Origin of the sequence: Streptomyces lavendulae subsp. lavendulae (genome assembly GCF_002803845.1) — a bacterium.
GTDB lineage: Bacteria > Actinomycetota > Actinomycetes > Streptomycetales > Streptomycetaceae > Streptomyces > Streptomyces lavendulae.
Genome location: NZ_CP024985.1, coordinates 2768027 through 2788389 on the forward strand (window position 1 = coordinate 2768027; position 20363 = coordinate 2788389).

Below are 20363 nucleotides of genomic sequence, written 5' to 3' on the forward strand. Positions count from 1 at the left end.
CCGCAAAACCTGCCAGACGTGAACGGAGCCCTCTGTGCTCATAGGCCTGCTGACCGCTGTCGCGGCGTCCATCTGCTACGGCACGGGATCCGTCCTGCAAGCCGTGGGCTCGCGCCGGGCCGCCCGGACCTCCCCGGCCGCCGCCGGGGTGACGGCGCACGGCGGACCGAACCTCACCTCCACCGCCAAGGCGGCGATGACCTGGGAGTTCATCGTCGGCACGATCCTCGACTTCGTCGGGTTCGGACTGGGTGCGCTGGCCGCCCGGATGCTGCCGCTGTTCCTGTCCCAGACGGTCATCAGCGCGAACCTGGTGATCACCGCCGTGCTGAGCGTGAAGATGCTGGGCATCCGGCTGACCCGCAAGGAGTGGGCCTCCATCGGAGTGGTGTGCGCGGCGCTGGTGCTGCTCGCCACGGCCGCCGGACACGAGGGCGGCCACCACGCCCCGATGGCCACGCACTGGTGGCTGCTCGCGGTGACCGCGCTGATCATCGTCGGCGGCACGGTGGCCGTGCGCTTCCTCGGCGCCCGGGCCGCGATCCTGGCGGGCCTGCTGTCGGGGCTGGCCTTCGGCGCACTGGGCGTCGGGGTGCGGATCCTGGACGGCGTCGAGCCCTTCGCCCTGGGGACGCTGCTCGCCGACCCGGCCCTCTACGCCATCGTGCTGGCGGGCGCGGGCGGCATGTACCTGCACACCGTCGCCCTCCAGATCGGCTCCGTCAACGGTGCGACGGCGGCGCTGGTCGTCGGCGAGACCGTGCTCCCGGGAGCCATCGGCGTGCTCTGGCTCGGCGACGCCTCCCGGCCGGGACTGGCATGGCTGGCCGTGCTGGGCTTCGTCCTCGCGGTCACGGGCGCCGTGGCGGTGGCCTGGTACGGCAACCACGAGGGGGCCGGGGAACCGGCGCCGGAGCCCGTCCCCGAGCCGGTGTCCTGACGCGCGGACACCCCTGCGTGCGGCGGCCGCGGGCCCGCCGCCCCGTTCACCCCCACGGGTGCCCGGGGTGGCGGGCCCGCGGCCGCTGCCGCTTGCTGGGTGCATGGAGACCACCACCGCCCGGATGGAGACGCCGCGCGCGGCCGGTGCGGCCGGGATCCTCTTCGCACTGCTGCTGGCGGCCTCGATCGCGCTGATCCGCTACGCCCTCCCCTCGGACGTCGCCCACGCACCCGTGGATCCCGACCGGCGCTGGGCGGTGAGCGCGGCGCTGGAGATCGTCCCGTTCGCGGGGATCTTCTTCCTCTGGTTCATGGGCGCCCTGCGCGCCCACACCGGGGACGCCGAGGACCGCTTCGTCGCCACCGTCTTCCTGGGCAGCGGCTTCGTCTTCGCGGCCACCCTGTTCGTCGCCGCCGCCGCGGCGGGCACCGTCCTCCAGGAGAGCACGGCGCAGTCCGGCTTCGGCCGCTCCTTCGCCTACACGGTGCTGACGACGTACGGGATGCGGATGGCGGCCGTGTTCGTCTTCACGACCTCGTCCATCGGCAGGCGGCTCGGCGTCTTCCCGAGGCCGGTGGTGCTGCTGGGCTTCGCGGTCGGGCTGGTGCTGCTGCTGGTGGGTTCCTCGCTGCCCTGGTCCGAGATGCTCTTCCCGGCCTGGGCACTGGCCGTCAGCGGGTACATCCTGCGGGTGAGCAGGCACTAGTCCTCCCGGCAGGCGACCCCGGGGTGGTGCGTGCATTCTGGAGACCGGGGGTGACGGGGGTGTTCGGGCCACGGAAGGGCTGATGCCTCATGAGGCTTGTCGTCGACCTCAACCGCTGCCAGGGATACGCCCAGTGCGCGTTCCTCGCTCCCGAAGTGTTCGCGATGCACGGTGAGGAATCGCTGCTCTACGACCCGAACCCGGGCACGGACGGGGAAGCGGACGCGGAGCTGCGCGAGAACGTCACCCGGGCGGTTGCCGCCTGTCCGGTACGGGCGATCTTGCTGGAGCTGGCGGACGGCCGTGCCGGGGACGGACCTGGAGGCGCGTCATGACCGTCGACGGCAGCCTGGAGAGGCTCAAGCGCGAGGGGCGCATCGTCGTCGTGGGCGCTTCGCTGGCGGGCCTGCGGGCCGCCGAGACCATGCGCGAGAAGGGTTTCACCGGCTCCCTCACGATGATCGGCGACGAACCGTACGAGCCCTACGACCGGCCCCCGCTGTCCAAGCAGGTGCTGCTGGGGCGGGCCGGCCCGGAACGCACCGCGCTGCCCCGCCGCCGGGACATCGAGGCCGCGTGGCGCCTCGGCGTCCCCGCGACCGGCCTGGACATGGCGGCCCGCCGGGTCCGCCTCGCCGACGGGGACGAGGTGGAGTACGACCGGCTGCTGATCGCCACCGGCGTGCGGGCCCGGCCCTGGCCCCAGGCGGACGAGGCCGCGCTCGACGGGGTGTTCGTCCTGCGCACCCGTGACGACGCGGCCGCCCTGGAACAGAAGCTCGCCGCCGGACCGGGCCGGGTGCTGGTGATCGGCGCCGGGTTCACCGGCTCCGAGATCGCCTCCGCCTGCCGGGAACGCGGGCTGCCCGTCACGGTCGCCGAACGGGGCGCCGCCCCGCTGGTCGGCGCTCTGGGCGGGGTGGTCGGCGAGGTGGCGGCCGAGATGCACCGCGAGCACGGGGTGGACCTGCGCACCGGGATCATGGTGACGCGGCTGGAGGGCGACGCCACCGGGCGGGTCCGCGTCGCGCACCTGTCCGACGGCACCACCCTGGAGGCGGACGTGGTGGTCGTCTCCCTCGGCGCCATGCGCAACACCGAGTGGCTGGCCGGGTCCGGGCTGGGCGCCGGCCCCCGCGGCATCGCGTGCGACGCGGGCTGCCGGGCCTTCGACATCCGGGGCATCGTCACCGACGACATCTACGTGGCGGGTGACGTGGCACGTTCCCCGCACGCCCTGTTCGGGTACCAGTTCCTGTCCCTGGAGCACTGGGGCAACGCGGTCGCACAGGCCGAGACGGCGGCGCACAACATGCTCAGCGAGAGCGCCGACCGCCGGCCCCACCTGTGGGTGCCGGCCTTCTGGTCCTCCCAGTTCGGCGTGAACATCAAGTCGGTCGGGGTGCCCTCCATGGGCACGGAGATCCTGATCGCCCAGGGCTCGCGCGACGAGCGCCGGTTCACGGGCGTCTACGGGTACCAGGGCCGGGTGATCGGCGCCGTAACCTTCGACCAGTCGCGGTGGCTGCAGTTCTACGAGCGGCTCATCGAGGAGACCGCGCCGTTCCCGCCGACGTTCACCACCGTGGACCGCAGGCCCGAGGGCAACCGGCCGATGCCCGCGGACTTCCCCGACCCGTCGGTGCCCACGCACGGCCCGACCATCACGCTCAGCGGCTATTCGCCGGCCGACCGGCGGATGACGTTCACCCCCGCGCACCACTGACCCGGACGCGCCCTCCCCGGAGGAGCGCGAGGAGCACGAGGACCCCTCATGACTCAAGACATCCTGCGTCAGATCCTGGACTACTCCAACCGGGCCGACCCGTACCCGCTCTACAAGGAGCTCCGCCGGACGCCGGTCTACCACGACGGCAGCGGGCCGTTCGTCGTCAGCACCTACTACGAGATCCAGGCCCTGCTGCACGATCCGCGGATCAGCTCCGACGCCCGCAACCTGGCGTCGAACGCGGCCGACCCGCTGGCCGAGCCGGGCGGGGAGGAGGAGACGGTCCTGCCGCCCTCCTTCCTGAAGCTCGACCCGCCCGAGCACGACCGGCTGCGCCGGATGACCAACCGGCCCTTCGGGCCGCCGCACTCCCCGCACCGCGTGCACGACATGCGGGGCGATCTGCACGAGATCGTCAAGGGGCTGATCGACAGGATCGCGGAGAACGGCAACGCCGAACGGATCGACCTGGTCGAGGAGTTCTCCTACCCCTTCCCCGTGACCGTGATCTGCCGGCTGCTGGGCGTGCCGCCCGAGGACGAGGCGCGCTTCCACGTCTGGGCGGACACCCTCGCGGCGAGTCTGGACCCGGATCCGGACGCCGACCCCAAGGAACGCGAGAGGCGCACGCACGACTCCCGCATGGAACTGGGCATGTACCTGTCCGGGCTGATCGAGGAGCGGCGCAAGAACCCGACCGGTGACATGCTCTCCGAGCTGGCCACCGGGAACGGTCCGGACGGCACCATGACCACGATGGAGGTGCTGAGCACGGCGGCGCTGCTGCTGATCGCCGGCCACGAGACCACGGTCAACCTGATCACGAACGGGATGCTCACGCTGCTGCGCTTCCCGGAGGTCCTCGATCGGCTGCGCGAGGAGCCGGAGCTGTCCGTCAACCTCGTGGAGGAGCTGCTGCGCTACGAGCCCCCGGTGCAGCTGGTCCCGCAGCGCAGCACCCTCGCCGACATCGAGGTGGCGGGGGTGTCCATCCCCAAGGGCGCCTCGCTGTGGCTGGTCCTGGCCGCCGGGAACCGGGACCCCCTGCGGTTCGAGGACCCGGACCGGTTCGACCCGGACCGCGAGGACATCCAGCACCTGGGCCTGGGCAGCGGCATCCACAGCTGCTTCGGGGCGCCGCTGGCCCGGCAGGAGGCCCAGCTGGCCCTGAGCGAGCTGGCCCGCAGGCTGGAGAACCCCCGGCTGCTGGCGGACCCGCCCCCGTACCGCCAGAACGCGGTGCTGCGCGGCCCCCGCCACCTGCCGATCGCCGTCGACGGCATCCGGCCCTGAGGGCCTGAGGGCCCCGAGGGGCGGGCCCCGCGGACCACGGTCCTCAGGGCCCGTCCGGCAGCACGACCACCTCGGACGGGGTGAAGGACACCCGGACCCGGTCACCCACGGCCGGAGCCCCCGCGAGGGAACACTCGGCCTCCAGCACCGGGCCCGCTCCGGGCCTCAGCAGCAGGGCCACATGGGTGCCGCGGAAGGTGCGCGAGGCCACCTCGCAGCTCAGTCCGTCCGTCCCGGCCGCCTCCAGACGTACGCCGACCGGGCGGATCAGCAGCCGCCGCTCGCCCTCCGGTGCCCCGGCGGGGACCGGGACCTTCCCCCACGGGGTCGCGGCCGCGCCCCCGGACACGGTGGCCGGGACCACGTTCTCGAAGCCGAGGAAGCGCGCGACGAACTCGGACGCCGGCCGCTGCCAGACCTCCAGCGGGGTCCCGGCCTGCGCGATCCGCCCGTCCCGCATGACCACGACCCGGTCGGCCAGCGCGAAGGCCTCGCCCTGGTCGTGGGTGACGGCGAGGACGGTGGTGCCGAGGCGGGAGAACAGGGAGCGCAGTTCCACCACGAGCCGCTCCCGCAGCCCCCGGTCGAGCTGGCCCAGCGGCTCGTCCAGCATCAGCAGCCGCGGCGAGGGGGCCAGCGCCCGGGCCAGGGCCACCCGCTGCTGCTCACCGCCCGACAGCGAGGCCACCGCCCGGCGCCCGGCGCCCGGCAGGCCGACCAGCTCCAGCAGTTCCTCGACCCGGGCGGCCGAGGACCCGCCGGAGGCACCCCGCATCCGCAGTCCGAAGGCGACGTTCCCGCCGACGTCCCGGTGCGGGAACAGCTGGTGGTCCTGGAACATGAGACCGACCCCGCGCCGGTGCACCGGCACCGCCGCCTGGTCCGCGTCACCGAGCAGCACCCGCCCGGCGGACACGGGCTGGAGCCCGGCGACCACCCGCAGCAGCGTGGACTTGCCGCTGCCGCTCGGCCCCAGCACACAGACGATCTCGTGCTCGGCGACCTCCAGGTCCACCGCGTCCACGACGGCCCGGTCGCCGAAGCGGACCGACACGCCGTCGAGCCGGAGCAGGGTCATCAGAACTCTCCCGAGGTCGTGGCGGGGCGCAGCCGTTCCAGCAGCAGCAGGGACACCGCGCACACCAGCATCAAAATCGTGCTCAGGGCCATCGCCTGCCCGTAGTTCATCTCCCCGGCCCGCCCCAGCAGCCGGGCCACCGCCACCGGCAGCGTCGGGTGGTCCGGCCGGGCGATGAACACCGTCGCCCCGAACTCCCCGAGCGAGACGGCGAAGGCGAAGCCCGCCGCGATCAGCAGGGCCCGCCGCACCAGCGGCAGGTCCACCTCCCGCCAGGCCCGCAGCGGCGACGCCCCGAGCACGGCCGCCGCCTCCCGCAGCCGGCCGTCCACGGCCCGCAGCACGGGCAGCATGGTCCGTACGACGAACGGAACACCGACGAGCGCCTGCGCCAGCGGCACCAGGATCCACGAGGTCCGCAGGTCCAGCGGTGGCTCGTCCAGCGTGATCAGGAAGCCGAAGCCCACCGTCACGGCGGACACCCCGAGGGGGAGCATCAGCAGGGCGTCGAAGCCCCGCACGAACGACCCGCCGCGGCGGGTCAGCGCCGCGGCCGCGAGCCCTCCGACGAACAGGGCGATGGCGGTGGCGGCCAGCGCGTACTGCAGGGAGTTCCAGATGGCCTCCAGCGGCGGCACCAGAAACGTTCCGCCCCCGGCGCCCGCGTCCTGCAGCGCCCGGTAGAAGCCCAGCCCGTACCCGCCGGGCGCGTCGAAGGACCGTTCCACCAGCACGGCCAGCGGTGCCACGATCAGCAGCGCCACGCTCAGCAGCACCCCGCCGAGCAGGATCCGCTGGGACCGGCCGCGCGGGCGGTGGGCGGTCTGCGCCGGGTCCACCAGCCGCAGCGCGCCCTCGCGCCGGCGCACGGTCCGGGCGTGCACGGCGAGGATCAGGCCGACGGCGGCGAACTGGACCATCGTCAGCACCGCGGCCGTCGGCAGGTCCAGGAGCTGCGCGGTCTGCCGGTAGACCTCCACCTCCAGGGTGGAGTACGAGGGTCCGCCGAGGATCTGCACGACGCCGAAGGAGGTGAAGGTGAACAGGAACACCATCAGCGACGCGGCGGCCACCGCCGGTCCCAGCGCGGGCAGCGTCACCCGCCGCCAGGCGGCGAACCGCCCCGCGCCCAGGACCCGGGCGGCCTCCTCCTGGCGCGGGTCCAGCTGGGCCCACAGCCCGCCGACCGTCCGGACGACGACGGCGTAGTTGAAGAAGACGTGGGCGAGCAGGATCGCCCAGACGGTGGTGTCCAGCCGGACGCCCCACAGCTCGTCGAGCAGTCCGCCCCGCCCCACCAGCGCCAGGAAGGCCGATCCGACGACCACGGTGGGCAGCACGAACGGCACGGTGACCAGCGCCCGCAGCAGTTGTTTGCCGGGGAACTCCAGGCGCGCGAAGACGTACGCGCCGGGAAGGGCGACCAGCAGGGTCAAGACGGTGGAGGCGAACGCCTGCCACGTGGTGAACCACAGGACGCCCGCGATGTCCGGCCTGGCCAGGACCTCGCCGATGCGCCCGAACTGCCATCCCTCGTCCGTCTTGAGCCCGCGCCCCACGATCGCGGCGACGGGATAGGCGAAGAACAGCCCGAAGAAGGCGAGCGGCACCGCCATCAGGGCGAACCTGACGGCGGTGGCGCGCCCGCCCGCCTTCGGGGAGGCGTCCCGCACTACTTCACGACGAGCGAGGACCATGCCTTGACCCACTGGTCACGGTTCTTGGCGATGGCGTCGGGGGCGACCGTTTCCGGCTTCTCGACGACCACGCCATGCTTCGTGAACACCTCGGGCAGCTTCGCGTCCTTGATCACCGGGTTCACGAACATCTGGAGCGGCATGTCCTCCTGGAACTTCTTGCCCACCAGGAAGTCGATGAGCGCCTTGCCGCCCTCCTCGTTCTTCGCGCCCTTGAGCAGACCCGCGAACTCGACCTGGCGGAAGCAGGTGCCGGTGGCCACGCCCGTGGGGGCCTCGGCCGGCTGCGGCTCTCCGTAGAGGACCTCGACCGGCGGGCTGGAGGCGTAGGAGACGACCAGCGGACGGTCGCCCTTGGCCTTCTTGCCGCCGGCGGAGCCGGAGAAGCGCTCGTTGTAGGCCTGCTCCCAGCCGTCGACGACCTCGACGCCGTTGGCCTTGAGCTTGCTCCAGTAGTCCTTCCAGCCGTCCTCGCCGTACTTGCCGACGGAGGCGAGGAGGAAGCCGAGGCCGGGCGAGGAGGTCGCGGCGTTCTCGGTGACCAGCAGGTTCTTGTACTCCGGCTTGGTCAGGTCGTCCAGCGTCTGCGGCGGGGCGATCTTCTTGTCGGCGAAGTAGGCCTTGTCGTAGTTGACGCAGATGTCGCCGGAGTCGACCGGGGTGACACGGTGCTGCTGGTCGAGCACGAACTCCGGCTTGACCTGGTCCAGGCCCTTGGCCTGGTACGGGGTGAAGATCCCGTTGTCGAGGGCGCGCGAGAGGAGCGTGTTGTCGACGCCGAAGAAGACGTCGCCGCGCGGGGAGCCCTTGGTGAGGATCTCCTGGTTCAGGGCGGCGCCCGCGTCGCCGGACTTCAGGACCTTGACGGTGTAGCCGCTCTGCTGCTCGAACTCCTTGAGGACCGTGTCGGTCACGTTGAAGGAGTCGTGGGAGACGAGGGTGATCGTCTTGGACTTCGGGGCGTCGCTCGCGCCCGCCGGCTTGTCCTTGGCGTCGCCGCCGCCGCAGGCGCTGAGCGTGCCGACGCCCAGCGCGGCCACGAGCGCCGCGCCCGCGATCTTCTTGGTGGTGCTCACTGGTGAATTCCTCCTGGGATGTCCAGGAGAAGACGCGGCCCTGCCCGGCGCTCTGTGGGAGCGGACGCCGGGCAGGGCGCAACAGCTTGAGTGATGACCGAACTTCCTACCCCGAATGACCGGGGCGAGGTTCAGAGGGTCTGCGGATGACGGTTACCGCACTCTCAGCGCTGTGGCGCTCCCCTGTCGGAATGATGAAGTTGTTCGGCCACAGGGTACCCCGTGGCCGATTACGGGCTGTCGCGGCCGGAATCTAGCGCTCGGAGGCGGCCAGCTGGCCGCACGCGCCGTCGATCTCCTGGCCACGGGTGTCGCGTACGGTCACCGGCACGCCGTGCCGGGCGATGGCCTCGACGAAGGCCTTCTCGTCCTCGGGGCGCGAGGCGGTCCACTTCGAGCCCGGGGTCGGGTTGAGCGGGATCAGGTTGACGTGCACGCGCTTGCCCTTGAGCAGACGGCCGAGCAGGTCGCCCCGCCAGGCCTGGTCGTTGATGTCGCGGATCAGCGCGTACTCGATGGAGATGCGCCGGCCGGACTTCTCCGCGTACTCCCAGGCCGCGTCGAGGACCTCGCGGACCTTCCAGCGGGTGTTCACCGGGACCAGGGTGTCGCGCAGCTCGTCGTCCGGCGCGTGCAGCGAGACGGCGAGGCGGCACTTGAAGCCCTCGTCGGCGAAGCGCAGCATGGCCGGGACCAGGCCGACGGTGGAGACGGTGATGCCGCGCTGCGACAGGCCCAGGCCGTCGGGCTCCGGGTCGGTGAGGCGGCGGATGGCTCCGACGACCCGCTTGTAGTTGGCCAGCGGCTCGCCCATGCCCATGAAGACGATGTTGGAGAGCCGGGCCGGGCCGCCGGGGACTTCTCCGTCGCGCAGGGCGCGCATGCCGTCCACGATCTGGTGCACGATCTCGGCCGTGGACAGGTTGCGGTCCAGACCCGCCTGGCCGGTGGCGCAGAACGGGCAGTTCATGCCGCAGCCGGCCTGCGAGGAGATGCACATGGTGACCCGGTCGGGGTAGCGCATCAGCACGGACTCGACGAGCGTGCCGTCGTGCAGCTTCCACAGGGTCTTGCGGGTGGTGTCGTCGTCGCAGCTGATGTGCCGGACGACGTTCATCAGCTCCGGCAGCAGCTCCTGCTGGAGCTTCTCGCGCGACCCGGCGGGGATGTCGGTCCACTCGGCCGGGTCGTGCGCGTAGCGGGCGAAGTAGTGCTGGGAGAGCTGCTTGGCCCGGAACGGCTTCTCGCCGATCGCGGCCACCGCCTCCCGGCGCTCGGCCGGGGTCAGGTCGGCGAGGTGCCGGGGCGGCTTCTTGGCCCCGCGAGGGGCGACGAAGGTGAGCTCTCCCGGAACGGGGCGGGCCATGGCAGGTACTCCTTGTAAGACGAAAGGCGCGCCGCAGAAGCAGCGCGCCTTCCAAGAGTAACCGCCCGGCGTGTCGCCCGGCTTTTCCGCAGGTCAGCCCGTACCGACGAAGGCCGCCAGCAGCAGCCAGACCACCGGAGCGGTCGGCAGCAGCGAGTCGAGCCGGTCCATGATGCCGCCGTGGCCCGGGAGCAGGGTGCCCATGTCCTTGATGCCCAGGTCGCGCTTGATCATCGACTCGCCCAGGTCACCCAGGGTGGCGCTGACCGCGACCGCGAGGCCCAGCAGCAGGCCCTGCCACCAGGAGCCCCCGTCGATCAGGAACTCCATGCACAGCGCGCCGGCCGCCATGGCGAAGGCCACCGCCCCGAAGAGTCCCTCGCGGGTCTTGCCGGGGCTGATGCGCGGGGCGAGCTTGGTCTTGCCGAAGCGCCAGCCCACCGCGTAGGCCCCCGTGTCGCTGACCACCGTCAGGACCAGGAAGGTCACCACCCGCTGGGGGCCGTCGTCGGCGGTGAGCAGCATCGCGACGAACGTGGCCAGGAAGGGCACGTAGAACGCCGCGAAGACGCCCGCCGTGACGTCCTTGAGGTAGTCCTCGGGCGCTTCGGTCATCCGCCAGACGAGCACGGCCAGCGCCGTGAGCGCCATGGCCACCCAGGCGCCCTCGGCCCCCCGGACGTATCCGGCGATCACCATGGCCGCGCCGCCGACCGCGAGCGGGACGAGCGGGGCCTTGATGCCCTTCTTCTCCTGGAGCCGGGAGGTGAGCTCCCACAGGCCGACGACGACGGCGACGACGATCACACCGACGAAGACGGCCTTCACGATGAACAGCGAAGCGAAGATCACCGCGCCGAGGCCGACGCCGACCCCTATGGCGGCACGCAGATCCCGCCCCGCGCGCTTCTTCTGCGGCGGCGGGGAGGCGTCCTGCGGTACCTGCGAAGGCGGGGGCGGGGGGCTGGGCATGGGCTCCTGCGGCGGCGTCTCGGCGCGGAACGGGGGGCCGCCGAAGGCGGCGGCCCCCCGATCGCGTGCTTCCCGGTCGTCGAAATCACGGCCGGCGGCATCGGGCACGATGGACATGGGCCGAGTCTGCGGGCCCACCAGCGCATCGTATGCGGGACCCGCCGCGACCGGCTCGGCGGCCCAGGGAGAGTCGTTCATCAGACCTCGAGCAGCTCGGATTCCTTGTGCTTGAGCAGCTCGTCCACCTGCGCGACGTACTTCGCGGTGGTGTCGTCGAGCTCCTTCTCGGCGCGGCGCACCTCGTCCTCGCCGGCTTCCTTGTCCTTGACGAGCTTGTCGAGGGCGTCCTTGGCCTTGCGGCGCACGGAACGGATGGAGACCTTGGAGTCCTCGGCCTTGGTGCGCGCGACCTTGATGTACTCCTTGCGGCGCTCACCGGTGAGCTCGGGGAAGGTCACCCGGATGATGCGGCCGTCGTTGCTCGGGTTGACACCGAGGTCGGAGTCGCGGATCGCCTGCTCGATGTTGCGCAGCGCGGACGCGTCGAACGGCGTCACGATCGCCATGCGCGGCTCGGGAACCGCGAAGGAGGCGAGCTGGTTGATGGGCGTGATGGCACCGTAGTAGTCCGCCACGATCTTGTTGAACATCGCCGGGTGCGCACGGCCCGTGCGAATCGCGGCGAAGTCCTCCTTGGCTACGACGACGGCCTTCTCCATCTTCTCCTCGGCCTCGAGGAGGATTTCTTCGATCACCACGTGCTCCTGCATGTCAGATATGGATGGTTCAGGCGGGCGGGGCGGTGCGAGCCGCCCGGACCGGGCCCGGCCGGAGCCGGGCCGCGGTGGGGCTCAGACCCGGGTGCCCTGGTCGCTCACGAGCGTGCCGATCTTCTCACCCTTGACGGCGCGGGCGATATTGCCCTCGGCGAGGAGTTCGAAGACCAGGATCGGCAGTGCGTTGTCGCGGCACAGCGTGATGGCCGTGGCGTCGGCGACCTTGAGGTCCCGGGACAGCACCTCGCTGTACTCCAGCGCGTCGAACTTCACCGCGTCCGGGTTGGTCTTCGGGTCGGAGTCGTAGACCCCGTCGACGCCGTTCTTGCCCATGAGGAGGGCTTCGGCGTCGATCTCCAGGGCACGCTGGGCGGCCGTGGTGTCGGTGGAGAAGTAGGGCATGCCCATGCCGGCGCCGAAGATCACGACGCGGCCCTTCTCCAGGTGCCGTACGGCGCGCAGCGGGATGTACGGCTCCGCGACCTGGCCCATGGTGATGGCGGTCTGGACCCGGCTGTCGATGCCTTCCTTCTCCAGGAAGTCCTGGAGGGCGAGGCAGTTCATGACGGTGCCGAGCATGCCCATGTAGTCGGACCGGGCCCGGTCCATGCCGCGCTGCTGCAGCTCCGCGCCGCGGAAGAAGTTGCCGCCGCCGATGACGATCGCGATCTCGGCGCCGTCGCGGACCACGGCCGCGATCTCGCGGGCGATGGCGTGCACGACGTCAGGGTCGACACCCAGCCCGCCGCCGCCGGAGAAGGCTTCGCCGGACAGCTTCAGCATGAAGCGGCGACCCTTCTTCTCGTGGTCGCTCTTGTCGTCGGAAGCGGTGTGGGTGTCCACGCCCTGGTTCATGGAGATCTCCTCGTGCACATACGAAGAAGGCCATTGCCGGTGGGTCCTTGCGGTTCCCTCTACGGCAATGGCCTCCTCGTCAGATCTGCGGTCGCCTCGCGCGAACGCGGACGACTGCTTCAGACCCTACCGGGGTCCGGTGTCCGTCGCGTACGGACGGACTCAGATGCCGACCTTGATGCGGGTGAAGCGCTTCAGGGTGACACCGGCCTCGTCCAGAACCTTCTGGACGGACTTCTTGTTGTCCAGGGCGTACGGCTGGCCGAGCAGCGTGGCGTCCTTGAAGAAGCCGTTGACGCGACCCTCGACGATCTTGGCGATCGCGGCCTCGGGCTTGCCCTCGGCGCGGGTGGTCTCCTCGGCGACGCGGCGCTCGGACTCGACGATCTCGGCCGGGACGTCCTCGGCGGTGAGGTACTTCGGCGCGAAGGCGGCGATGTGCTGGGCGATGCCCTTGGCCAGGTCGGCGTCGGCCTTGTCCAGCTCGACCAGGACACCGATCTGCGGGGGCAGGTCGGGCATGGTGCGGTGCATGTAGGAGGCCACGAAGGCACCCTCGTACGCCGCGAAGCGGTCCAGGACGATCTTCTCGCCGAGGTTGGCGTTGGCCTCGTCCACGAACGCCTGGACGGTCTTGCCGGCCTCGATCTCGGACGCGAGCAGCGCCTCGATGTCCGCGGGCTTGCTGGCAGCCACGTGGGCGGCGAGCTGGTCGGCGACGGCCAGGAACTTCGGGCTCTTCGCGACGAAGTCGGTCTCGCACTTGAGCTCGACGAGGACACCGGAGGTGGCGTCGGCGGCGATCAGGGAGGTGACGGCACCGTTCTCGGCGGAACGGCCCTCGCGCTTGGCGACACCCTTCAGGCCCTTGACGCGCAGGATCTCGTTGGCCTTGGTGACGTCACCGTCGGCCTCGACGAGCGCGTTCTTGCAGTCCAGCATGCCGGCGCCGGTGAGCTCGCGGAGCTTCTTGACGTCAGCGGCGGTGTAGTTCGCCATGAGTCTGTGATTCTCTCTCGAAGTCGTAGATCTACGGGTGAACGGCGGAGGCGCCGCGCTCGTGGCGCGGCTCCCCCGCCGTCATCGTCCGTGCTGCGAGTGCCCGGCGGATGAACGCCGGGCCCACTCAGTGGGTCAGGCCTGCTCGGCGTCGGCGGCCGGAGCCTCGACAGCCTCGACAGCCTCGGCGGCCGGGGCCTCGACGGCGGCGTCGGCCGCGGGGGCCTCGGCGTCGTCGGCCTTCTTCTCACCCTCAAGCAGGTCGCGCTCCCACTCGGCGAGCGGCTCGGCGGCGGCCTTCTCGCCCGGCTTCGAGTCACCGGTCGCAGCGCCGGAGCGGGCGATGAGGCCCTCGGCGACGGCGTCGGCGATCACGCGGGTGAGCAGGGTGACGGAGCGGATCGCGTCGTCGTTGCCCGGGATCTTGTAGTCGACCTCGTCGGGGTCACAGTTGGTGTCGAGGATCGCGACCACGGGGATGTGCAGCTTGCGCGCCTCACCGACCGCGATGTGCTCCTTCTTGGTGTCGACGATCCAGACGGCGCTGGGAACCTTCGACATCTCGCGGATACCACCGAGGGTCTTCTCCAGCTTGGTCTTCTCGCGGGAGAGGACCAGGAGCTCCTTCTTGGTGAGACCCGAGGCGGCGACGTCCTCGAAGTCGATCGCCTCAAGCTCCTTCAGACGCTGGAGGCGCTTGTAGACGGTGGAGAAGTTGGTGAGCATGCCACCGAGCCAACGCTGGTTGACGTACGGCATGCCGACGCGCGTCGCCTGCTCGGCGATGGCCTCCTGGGCCTGCTTCTTCGTACCGACGAACATGATGGAGCCACCGTGCGCGACGGTCTCCTTCACGAACTCGTAGGCGCGGTCGATGTACGACAGCGACTGGAGCAGGTCGATGATGTAGATGCCGTTGCGCTCGGTGAAGATGAAGCGCTTCATCTTCGGGTTCCAGCGACGGGTCTGGTGACCGAAGTGGACGCCGCTCTCCAGCAGCTCCCGCATCGTTACGACGGCCATGGCCATCTCCTTGGTTTCTCGGTTTGGTTCCTGACGCCCCGCCGCGCCCTGCCCCGCAGAGGGACCGAGAGACGCTTTCACCAGGCCGGATCCGGCCGATGCTGGGGCGTGCGAAGTCGACCCGGTGACCCGGATCGCCACAAGAAGTGTACGGGACCCGGCGGTATGCCGGGTGACGCCGTTGTCCACACGCTTTCGGCCATCCACAGGCACGGCCGTCCGGGGCCGTCCGCGCGGGAGCCTGTGGACATGACGACACTGCTGCTCACCCTGCTGCTGGCCCTGGCCCCCGGCCTGGCTCCCGCCCTGCCCGGGGCCCTCGTACCCGCCCCTGCCCCAGCCCCCGTCCCGGCGGCGGTCCGGCCGCTGCCAGCGCCGCTGTCCGTGGCCCGCTGGTGGGATCCGCCGCCGACTCCGTACGCGGCCGGCCACCGCGGGGTGGACCTGTCCGCTCCGGTGGGGGAACGGGTCCGGGCCGTCGGGCCGGGCCGGGTGCACTACGCGGGGCAGGTCGCGGGCCGCGGGGTGCTCTCCCTCACCCTCCCCGGGGGCCTGCGCACGACCTACGAGCCGGTGCGGCCGCTGGTCGCGGAAGGGGAGGAGGTCACGGCGGGACAGGAGGTCGCGGTCCTCACCGCCGGCTCCCACTGCCCGGCCCCGTGCCTGCACTGGGGCCTGCTGACCGGCGAGAACACCTACCTCGACCCGCTGACCCTGCTCCCCCGCCCCACGCCCCGCCTCCTGCCGACGGCCGGGCTCCCGCGGGGCGGCGGCTAGCCGCGCACGCCCCGCAGGGCCATGGCGACGGCGGCCTCGGTCACCACCTCGGGCTCTTCGGCCGCGCCCAGCTCGATCCGGCGCACCGCGGCGTCCACGACGCCCTGGAGCAGCATCGCGGCCAGCCGCGGTTCCGTCTGGCCCAAGGCGCCCAGGGCCTCGACGATCATCGCGACCAGGCCGCCGTGCGCGGCGCGGATCTTCTCCCGCGCGCCCGCGTCCAGCTCACTGGCCGAAATCGCCACCACCGCCCGGTGCCGGCGGTCCCCCACCAGCCCGAGCTGGCTGCGCACGTACGCCTCGATCTTCGCCTCGGGCGTCTGCGCCGCCTCCATGGCCGCCTCGATCTCGGCGGCCCACACGGGGAAGTCCACCGCGCACAGCTCTTCGACGACGGCCGCGCGCGACCGGAAGTACTCGTACACGGAGGACCGGGCGAGCCCGGTCCGCTCCGCGAGGGCGGGGAAGGTCAGGGCTTCCGTCCCGCCTTCGGACAGCAGGGAGCGCGCCGCGTCCAACAGGGCGCCGCGCTGCATCGACCGGTGCTCGGCCACGGAGGCCGCTCGAATCCTGGGCACGTCACCACTCTACGGAGGGTGTGCAAGGGCGGTACCGGCTCACCGGCCGACGTCGGCCAGCTTGGCCCTCAGCTGGAGCACGGACTTGGTGTGGATCTGGCTGACGCGGCTCTCGGTCACGCCCAGCACGTTGCCGATCTCGGCGAGGGTCAGGCCCTCGTAGTAGTAGAGGGTCACCACCGTCTTCTCCCGCTCGGGGAGCGTGTTGATCGCCCGTGCGAGCAGCCGGCGCAACTCCCGGTCCTCGGCCACCTCGACGGGGTCGTCGGCGGCGTGGTCCTCCAGGGTGTCCATCAGGGAGAGGCGGTCGCCGCCCTCCCCGCCGACGTGCAGCAGCTCTTCGAGGGCGACCACGTTGGCGAGGGACAACTGGCTGAAGACCGTGTGGAGTTCCTCCACCCCGATCCCCATCTCACCCGCGACCTCGCCCTCCGTCGGGGTCCGCCGCAGCTGGGCCTCCAGGGTGGCGTAGGCCCGCTCCACGGCGCGCGCCTTCTGCCGTACCGAGCGCGGGATCCAGTCGAGCGCCCGCAGTTCGTCGATCATCGCGCCGCGGATCCGGGTGATGGCGTACGTCTCGAACTTGATGGACCGTTCGATGTCGAACTTCTCGATCGCGTCGATCAGGCCGAAGACCCCGGAGGAGACGAAGTCGGCCTGTTCCACGTTGGGCGGCAGGCCGACGCTGACCCGGCCCGCCACGTACTTCACCAGCGGCGAGTAGTGCAGGATCAGCTGCTCCCGCAGCCGTTCGTCGCCCGAGTCCTTGTATGAGCGCCAGAGCACCTCCAGGGACGAGGGCGCGGTGGACCGCACGCTGCCGCGGGCAGCGGGGGGCACCGCAGCGCGGTCGGACCCTGAGGTGTGCTGGGGCATGCTTCGCCTTTGCCGGAGCGGGATTCCTTGGGAGCGTAGCGTGACGGAAGTGTCGCGGTGCGCGAAGAGTACGGGATGGCGCGGGGGCGCAGCGGCGCCCGGACTCGCACGGGCGGCCCGGGACCGGCGCCTGGCGCTCGGTCCCGGCGGCTGCCACCGGGAAGACCGCGTCTCTCATCGCCGTCACTCTTTCACCGGAACGCCCCAGGTCAATGACCGCCTCGCCGGGTGGCCCGGGATTGCGCCCCCTCTCGTGGCGTGCGCGGGGTCAACCGCCAGCCGTCGCCCTGCCGTTCGACGAACCCCAGAGAGTGAAGTTCGTACAGTCTGCCGATGACTTCATCGGTACCGGTGGCCGCGGCGAGGGTGATCTCCTCCAGTCGCGCGGCCCGGCCGGCGGGGAGCGCGTCGAGCACGCGCACGGTGTCCGGGGGCAGGAGGTCCCGGGCGAGCACCGGTCCGCGGCGCTCGGGTGCCAGCTCGCCGATGTCGCCGACCAGTTCCACCACCTCGGCGGCGTCGGTGACGAGCTGCGCCTCGCCGCGCAGCAGCTCGTGCACTCCGGCGGAGAGGCCGCTGGTGGCGGGGCCGGGGACGCCCATGGTGAGGCGGCCGAGCCGCTGGGCCCGGCGGGCGGTGACCAGGGAGCCGCTGCGATGGGCGGCCTCGACGACCACCGTGCCCCGGGTGAGGGCGGCGATGACCCGGTTGCGCAGGACGAACCGGCTCGGGGTGGGGTGGCTGCCGGGCGGCAGCTCCCCCAGCACCAGCCCCTGACGGGCGATCCGGCCGAGGAGTCCGGCGTGGCCGCGGGGGTAGCTCACGTCGACTCCGCAGGCCAGCACCGCGACGGTGGCGCCGCCGCTGCCGAGGGCGCCCCGGTGCACGGCTCCGTCGATCCCGTACGCGGCGCCGGAGACCACCACCCAGCCGCGCTCGGCGAGCCCGGCGGCGAGGGTCTGCGCCATGTGGGCCCCGTACGGGGTGCACGCGCGGGCCCCGACCACGGCGACCGAGCGCAGGGCCCAGGTCCGCAGGTCGGCGCCGCCCCGCAGCCACAGCCCGACGGGCCGGGCGTCCCCGAGGTCGTCCAGCTGGGTCGGCCATTCCGGCGAGCCCGGCGGGACGAAGCGGCACCCCGCCGCGGCGGCCTCCGCGAGGTCCCGCCGGGGTTCGGCGAGGGCGGCCCGTCTGCGGTACCCGGCGATCCGCTCGGGTCCGACCCCGGCCAGTACGCCGGTCTCCGCCCCGTCGCCGGTCAGGAGCCGCATCAGCCCGACGGCCCCGTGCTCGCGCAGCCACCGGCCGCCGCACTCGTCCCCGGGTTCCAGCACCCGGGTCAGCGCCACCCGCGCCAGCACCTCCGCCCCGGGCTCCGGTGCGGGCTCCACCGCGGCCTCCGCCACGCCCTCCCCTGCCTCCGTGCCGCCCCGCCCCCGACCGGTCCCGGCCCGCGGTTCCCGCCGCCCGTCGGTGTCGCCCCGGACCTCCGGGCCGTCGTGCCCGGCCCGCGCCGCGCCGTCCCGCTCACCCCTCCCGCCGCGGACCCCGGCCCCGGGGCCGCCGCGGCCGCCGTGCTCCGGGACCCCGGCGTCTCCCGGCCCGCCGGCGGTCACCGCCGGGCCCCGGTGTCCATGGCCGCCCCTCGGGCGATCCCGGTGCGCAGTTCCAGGGCGACGGCCACGTCCAGCGCGCCGGGGCGGTCGTGGCCGCGCAGGTCGGCCACGGTCCAGGCGACCCGTAGCACCCGGTCCAGGCCCCGCGCGGTCAGCAGTCCGCGCTCCATGTCCCGCTCGGCCCCGGCGAGCGCCCCGGGGGCGGCCGGCCAGCGGGTGCGCAACTCGTGCCCGGGGACCTCGGAGTTCAGCCGCCAGGGCGTGTCGGCGAACCGGACGGCGGCCCGGTCGCGGGCCTCGCGGACCCGGGCGGCGACGGTCGCGCTGCTCTCCCCCCGGCCGCCCTGCCCGAGGAGGTCGGAGCGGGTCACGGGCTCGACCTCGACCCTCAGGTCGACCCGGTCCAGCAGCGGCCCCGACAACCGGGCCTGGTAGCGCCGGATCACGGCGGCGGGGCATTCGCACCCGGCGCCGTGCAGGGTGTGCCGCCCGCACGGGCAGGGGTTCGCGGCGAGGACCATCAGGAAGCGGGCCGGCAGCCGCACCACCCCGGCGGCACGGGCGATGACCACGTGCCCCGCTTCCAGGGGCTGCCGCAGGGCGTCGAGCACCTTCCCGCTGAACTCCGCGGCCTCGTCCAGGAACAGCACCCCCCGGTGGGCCAGCGAGACCGCCCCGGGCCGGGGGATCCCGGCGCCCCCGCCGACCAGGGACTGCATCGTCGCGGAGTGGTGCGGGGCGCAGTACGGGGGCCGCCCGACCAGGGGTTCGCCGGGCGGCAGGATCCCCGCGACGGAGTGGACGGCGGTCACCTCCAGGGAGTCCTGCCGGTCGAGCGGGGGCAGGAGCCACGGCAGCCGCTCGGCCAGCATCGTCTTGCCCGCGCCGGGCGGCCCGCTGAGGAAGAGGTGGTGGCCCCCGGAAGCGGCCACCTCCAAGGCCCGGCGGGCCCCGTACTGGCCCGCGACGTCGGCGAGGTCGGGAGCGTCCGCGGCGTCGCCCCCGCCCCGGGCCAGGCCCGTACCGAGTCCGGCGCCCGGCACCACCAGCCCCGCCCGCATCGGGTCGGGGCGACCCGGCCGGTCCGGCGGCTCCTCCTCGGGCACCACCGCGTCGGTCAGGACGGCGATCAGCTGCCGCAGGCTGCGCACCCCGAGCACGGCGACGTCCGGGACCAGCCCTGCCTCACCGGCGCACTGTTCGGGCACCACCACCTGCCGGTACCCGGCTTCGGCGGCGGCGAGCACCGCGGGCAGGATCCCCCGCACCGGCCGGACCCGGCCGTCGAGGCCCAGCTCCCCGATGAGCACGAGGTCGGCGATCGCCCCCGGGTCGACCACCTCGGCGGCGCCCAGCACCGCGACGGCGACGGCGAGGTCGAAATGGGCGCCCGCCTTCGGGACGGACGCCGGGCTGAGCCCCACCGTGAGCTTCTTCTGCGGCCACTGGGCACCGGAGTTCACCACGGCGGCCCGCACCCGGTCCCGGCTCTCGACCAGGGTCTTGTCGGGCAGCCCCACCAGGGTGAAGGCGGCCACCCCCGGCTCCAGGTCGGCCTGGACCTCGACCAGTACGCCCTCGACGCCCACCAGGGCCACCGAGCAGGCCCGCGCGAACCCCATCAGGCCACGCCCCTGACGTGCTCCACCCGCGGCGCACCGCGCCGGGGCAGCAGTACTCCGACGAGGTCGATCCGCACCCCGCCCGGGGGCGGTCCGCCGTGATCGGCGAGCCAGCGCCCGGCCAGCCGCCGCAGCCGCTCGGCCTTCGCGGTCCGGAGCGCGGCCATGGGGTGCTCGAAGACCCCCTGGCGGCGCGTCTTGACCTCGCACAGGACGAGGGCGTCCCCGTCCCGCGCGACGATGTCGATCTCCCCGCCCCGGCAGCGCCAGTTCCGGGCGATCACCGTCATCCCCGACTCGGTCAGCCGCCGCACGGCGAGCTCCTCGCCGTACCGTCCCAGCGCCTGTCGTGCCACGCCCTTCGCGTTCATCCGGCACCAC

Annotated in this window: 20 protein-coding genes; 6 read left to right on the forward strand and 14 right to left on the reverse strand. The window is 72.6% G+C overall.

Annotation, left to right across the window (positions count from 1 at the left end; all coding sequences use genetic code 11):
* The first annotated feature begins 34 nt into the window (after nt 1-34).
* From SLAV_RS11425 to SLAV_RS11445, 5 genes are all read left to right on the forward strand, one after another.
* Nucleotides 35-940, forward strand: a complete 906-nt coding sequence (locus SLAV_RS11425; protein WP_030227468.1) for a DMT family protein — start codon at nt 35-37, stop codon at nt 938-940.
* A 103-nt stretch (nt 941-1043) separates the two neighbouring features.
* On the forward strand, nt 1044-1649 hold the full coding sequence (locus SLAV_RS11430; RefSeq protein WP_030227466.1) for a hypothetical protein: 606 nt from the start codon (nt 1044-1046) through the stop codon (nt 1647-1649).
* Between the two features lie 89 nt (nt 1650-1738).
* Nucleotides 1739-1984: a ferredoxin gene (locus SLAV_RS11435; protein ID WP_030227463.1), complete on the forward strand. Its 246-nt coding sequence runs from the start codon at nt 1739-1741 to the stop codon at nt 1982-1984.
* On the forward strand, nt 1981-3375 hold the full coding sequence (locus SLAV_RS11440; RefSeq protein WP_030227462.1) for an NAD(P)/FAD-dependent oxidoreductase: 1395 nt from the start codon (nt 1981-1983) through the stop codon (nt 3373-3375). The genes SLAV_RS11435 and SLAV_RS11440 overlap by 4 nt, the downstream gene beginning before the upstream one ends.
* 48 nt (nt 3376-3423) lie before the next feature.
* Entirely contained in the window at nt 3424-4671 is a 1248-nt protein-coding gene (locus tag SLAV_RS11445; protein ID WP_030227460.1) for a cytochrome P450, read from the forward strand.
* 43 nt (nt 4672-4714) lie between these two features.
* Here SLAV_RS11445 and SLAV_RS11450 read toward each other — a convergent pair whose 3' ends face one another.
* From SLAV_RS11450 to rpsB, 9 genes are all read right to left on the reverse strand, one after another.
* Nucleotides 4715-5749: an ABC transporter ATP-binding protein gene (locus SLAV_RS11450; RefSeq protein WP_030227457.1), complete on the reverse strand. Its 1035-nt coding sequence runs from the start codon at nt 5747-5749 to the stop codon at nt 4715-4717.
* Nucleotides 5749-7365, reverse strand: a complete 1617-nt coding sequence (locus SLAV_RS11455; protein WP_030227455.1) for an ABC transporter permease — start codon at nt 7363-7365, stop codon at nt 5749-5751. Before SLAV_RS11455 ends, SLAV_RS11450 begins: the two co-directional genes overlap by 1 nt.
* A 56-nt stretch (nt 7366-7421) precedes the next feature.
* Nucleotides 7422-8522: a thiamine ABC transporter substrate-binding protein gene (locus tag SLAV_RS11460; RefSeq protein ID WP_030227452.1), complete on the reverse strand. Its 1101-nt coding sequence runs from the start codon at nt 8520-8522 to the stop codon at nt 7422-7424.
* 253 nt (nt 8523-8775) lie between these two features.
* Nucleotides 8776-9888, reverse strand: coding sequence for a dual-specificity RNA methyltransferase RlmN (rlmN, locus tag SLAV_RS11465; RefSeq protein WP_030227450.1), 1113 nt, complete (start codon nt 9886-9888; stop codon nt 8776-8778).
* A gap of 93 nt (nt 9889-9981) precedes the next feature.
* The gene (locus SLAV_RS11470) at nt 9982-11058 is read right to left on the reverse strand and encodes a phosphatidate cytidylyltransferase (protein ID WP_030227447.1); all 1077 of its coding nucleotides are present in this window, start codon (nt 11056-11058) and stop codon (nt 9982-9984) included.
* The gene (gene frr, locus SLAV_RS11475) at nt 11058-11615 is read right to left on the reverse strand and encodes a ribosome recycling factor (RefSeq protein WP_030227444.1); all 558 of its coding nucleotides are present in this window, start codon (nt 11613-11615) and stop codon (nt 11058-11060) included. The genes SLAV_RS11470 and frr overlap by 1 nt, the downstream gene beginning before the upstream one ends.
* A 96-nt stretch (nt 11616-11711) precedes the next feature.
* Nucleotides 11712-12491, reverse strand: a complete 780-nt coding sequence (gene pyrH, locus SLAV_RS11480; protein WP_030227443.1) for a UMP kinase — start codon at nt 12489-12491, stop codon at nt 11712-11714.
* A 162-nt stretch (nt 12492-12653) separates the two neighbouring features.
* Nucleotides 12654-13490 (reverse strand): translation elongation factor Ts, encoded by an 837-nt coding sequence (tsf, locus tag SLAV_RS11485; RefSeq protein WP_030227440.1) that lies wholly within the window; start codon nt 13488-13490, stop codon nt 12654-12656.
* Between the two features lie 135 nt (nt 13491-13625).
* On the reverse strand, nt 13626-14513 hold the full coding sequence (gene rpsB / locus SLAV_RS11490) for a 30S ribosomal protein S2 (RefSeq protein WP_030227437.1): 888 nt from the start codon (nt 14511-14513) through the stop codon (nt 13626-13628).
* 249 nt (nt 14514-14762) lie between these two features.
* Between rpsB and SLAV_RS11495 the strand changes: the two genes are divergently transcribed.
* Complete coding sequence (locus SLAV_RS11495; protein ID WP_030227435.1) at nt 14763-15290, forward strand: M23 family metallopeptidase; 528 nt, start codon at nt 14763-14765, stop codon at nt 15288-15290.
* Here the strand turns inward: SLAV_RS11495 and SLAV_RS11500 are convergent.
* The 5 genes from SLAV_RS11500 to SLAV_RS11520 form a co-directional block, all read right to left on the reverse strand.
* The gene (locus SLAV_RS11500; RefSeq protein WP_030227433.1) at nt 15287-15844 is read right to left on the reverse strand and encodes a TetR/AcrR family transcriptional regulator; all 558 of its coding nucleotides are present in this window, start codon (nt 15842-15844) and stop codon (nt 15287-15289) included. The two genes, SLAV_RS11495 and SLAV_RS11500, sit on opposite strands and share 4 nt — an antisense overlap.
* A gap of 63 nt (nt 15845-15907) precedes the next feature.
* Complete coding sequence (gene whiG, locus SLAV_RS11505; protein ID WP_030227431.1) at nt 15908-16744, reverse strand: RNA polymerase sigma factor WhiG; 837 nt, start codon at nt 16742-16744, stop codon at nt 15908-15910.
* Nucleotides 16745-16953: 209 nt separating this feature from the next.
* Nucleotides 16954-18150, reverse strand: coding sequence for a DNA-processing protein DprA (dprA, locus tag SLAV_RS11510; protein ID WP_051840522.1), 1197 nt, complete (start codon nt 18148-18150; stop codon nt 16954-16956).
* A 206-nt stretch (nt 18151-18356) separates the two neighbouring features.
* Nucleotides 18357-19982: a YifB family Mg chelatase-like AAA ATPase gene (locus SLAV_RS11515; protein WP_030227423.1), complete on the reverse strand. Its 1626-nt coding sequence runs from the start codon at nt 19980-19982 to the stop codon at nt 18357-18359.
* Nucleotides 19982-20353, reverse strand: coding sequence for a YraN family protein (locus SLAV_RS11520; RefSeq protein ID WP_030227421.1), 372 nt, complete (start codon nt 20351-20353; stop codon nt 19982-19984). Before SLAV_RS11520 ends, SLAV_RS11515 begins: the two co-directional genes overlap by 1 nt.
* Nucleotides 20354-20363 lie beyond the last annotated feature (10 nt).

Coding starts and splice junctions, on each gene's coding strand:
- tsf (WP_030227440.1), bottom strand. CDS start 13,490: ATGGCGAACTACACCGCCGCTGACGTCAAGAAGCTCCGCGAGCTCACC.
- SLAV_RS11470 (WP_030227447.1), bottom strand. CDS start 11,058: ATGAACGACTCTCCCTGGGCCGCCGAGCCGGTCGCGGCGGGTCCCGCA.
- SLAV_RS11520 (WP_030227421.1), bottom strand. CDS start 20,353: ATGAACGCGAAGGGCGTGGCACGACAGGCGCTGGGACGGTACGGCGAG.
- rlmN (WP_030227450.1), bottom strand. CDS start 9,888: ATGGCCCGCCCCGTTCCGGGAGAGCTCACCTTCGTCGCCCCTCGCGGG.
- rpsB (WP_030227437.1), bottom strand. CDS start 14,513: ATGGCCGTCGTAACGATGCGGGAGCTGCTGGAGAGCGGCGTCCACTTC.
- SLAV_RS11435 (WP_030227463.1), top strand. CDS start 1,739: ATGAGGCTTGTCGTCGACCTCAACCGCTGCCAGGGATACGCCCAGTGC.
- whiG (WP_030227431.1), bottom strand. CDS start 16,744: ATGCCCCAGCACACCTCAGGGTCCGACCGCGCTGCGGTGCCCCCCGCT.
- SLAV_RS11455 (WP_030227455.1), bottom strand. CDS start 7,365: ATGGCGGTGCCGCTCGCCTTCTTCGGGCTGTTCTTCGCCTATCCCGTC.
- SLAV_RS11440 (WP_030227462.1), top strand. CDS start 1,981: ATGACCGTCGACGGCAGCCTGGAGAGGCTCAAGCGCGAGGGGCGCATC.
- SLAV_RS11450 (WP_030227457.1), bottom strand. CDS start 5,749: ATGACCCTGCTCCGGCTCGACGGCGTGTCGGTCCGCTTCGGCGACCGG.
- SLAV_RS11495 (WP_030227435.1), top strand. CDS start 14,763: ATGACGACACTGCTGCTCACCCTGCTGCTGGCCCTGGCCCCCGGCCTG.
- SLAV_RS11445 (WP_030227460.1), top strand. CDS start 3,424: ATGACTCAAGACATCCTGCGTCAGATCCTGGACTACTCCAACCGGGCC.
- SLAV_RS11515 (WP_030227423.1), bottom strand. CDS start 19,982: ATGGGGTTCGCGCGGGCCTGCTCGGTGGCCCTGGTGGGCGTCGAGGGC.
- SLAV_RS11430 (WP_030227466.1), top strand. CDS start 1,044: ATGGAGACCACCACCGCCCGGATGGAGACGCCGCGCGCGGCCGGTGCG.
- pyrH (WP_030227443.1), bottom strand. CDS start 12,491: ATGAACCAGGGCGTGGACACCCACACCGCTTCCGACGACAAGAGCGAC.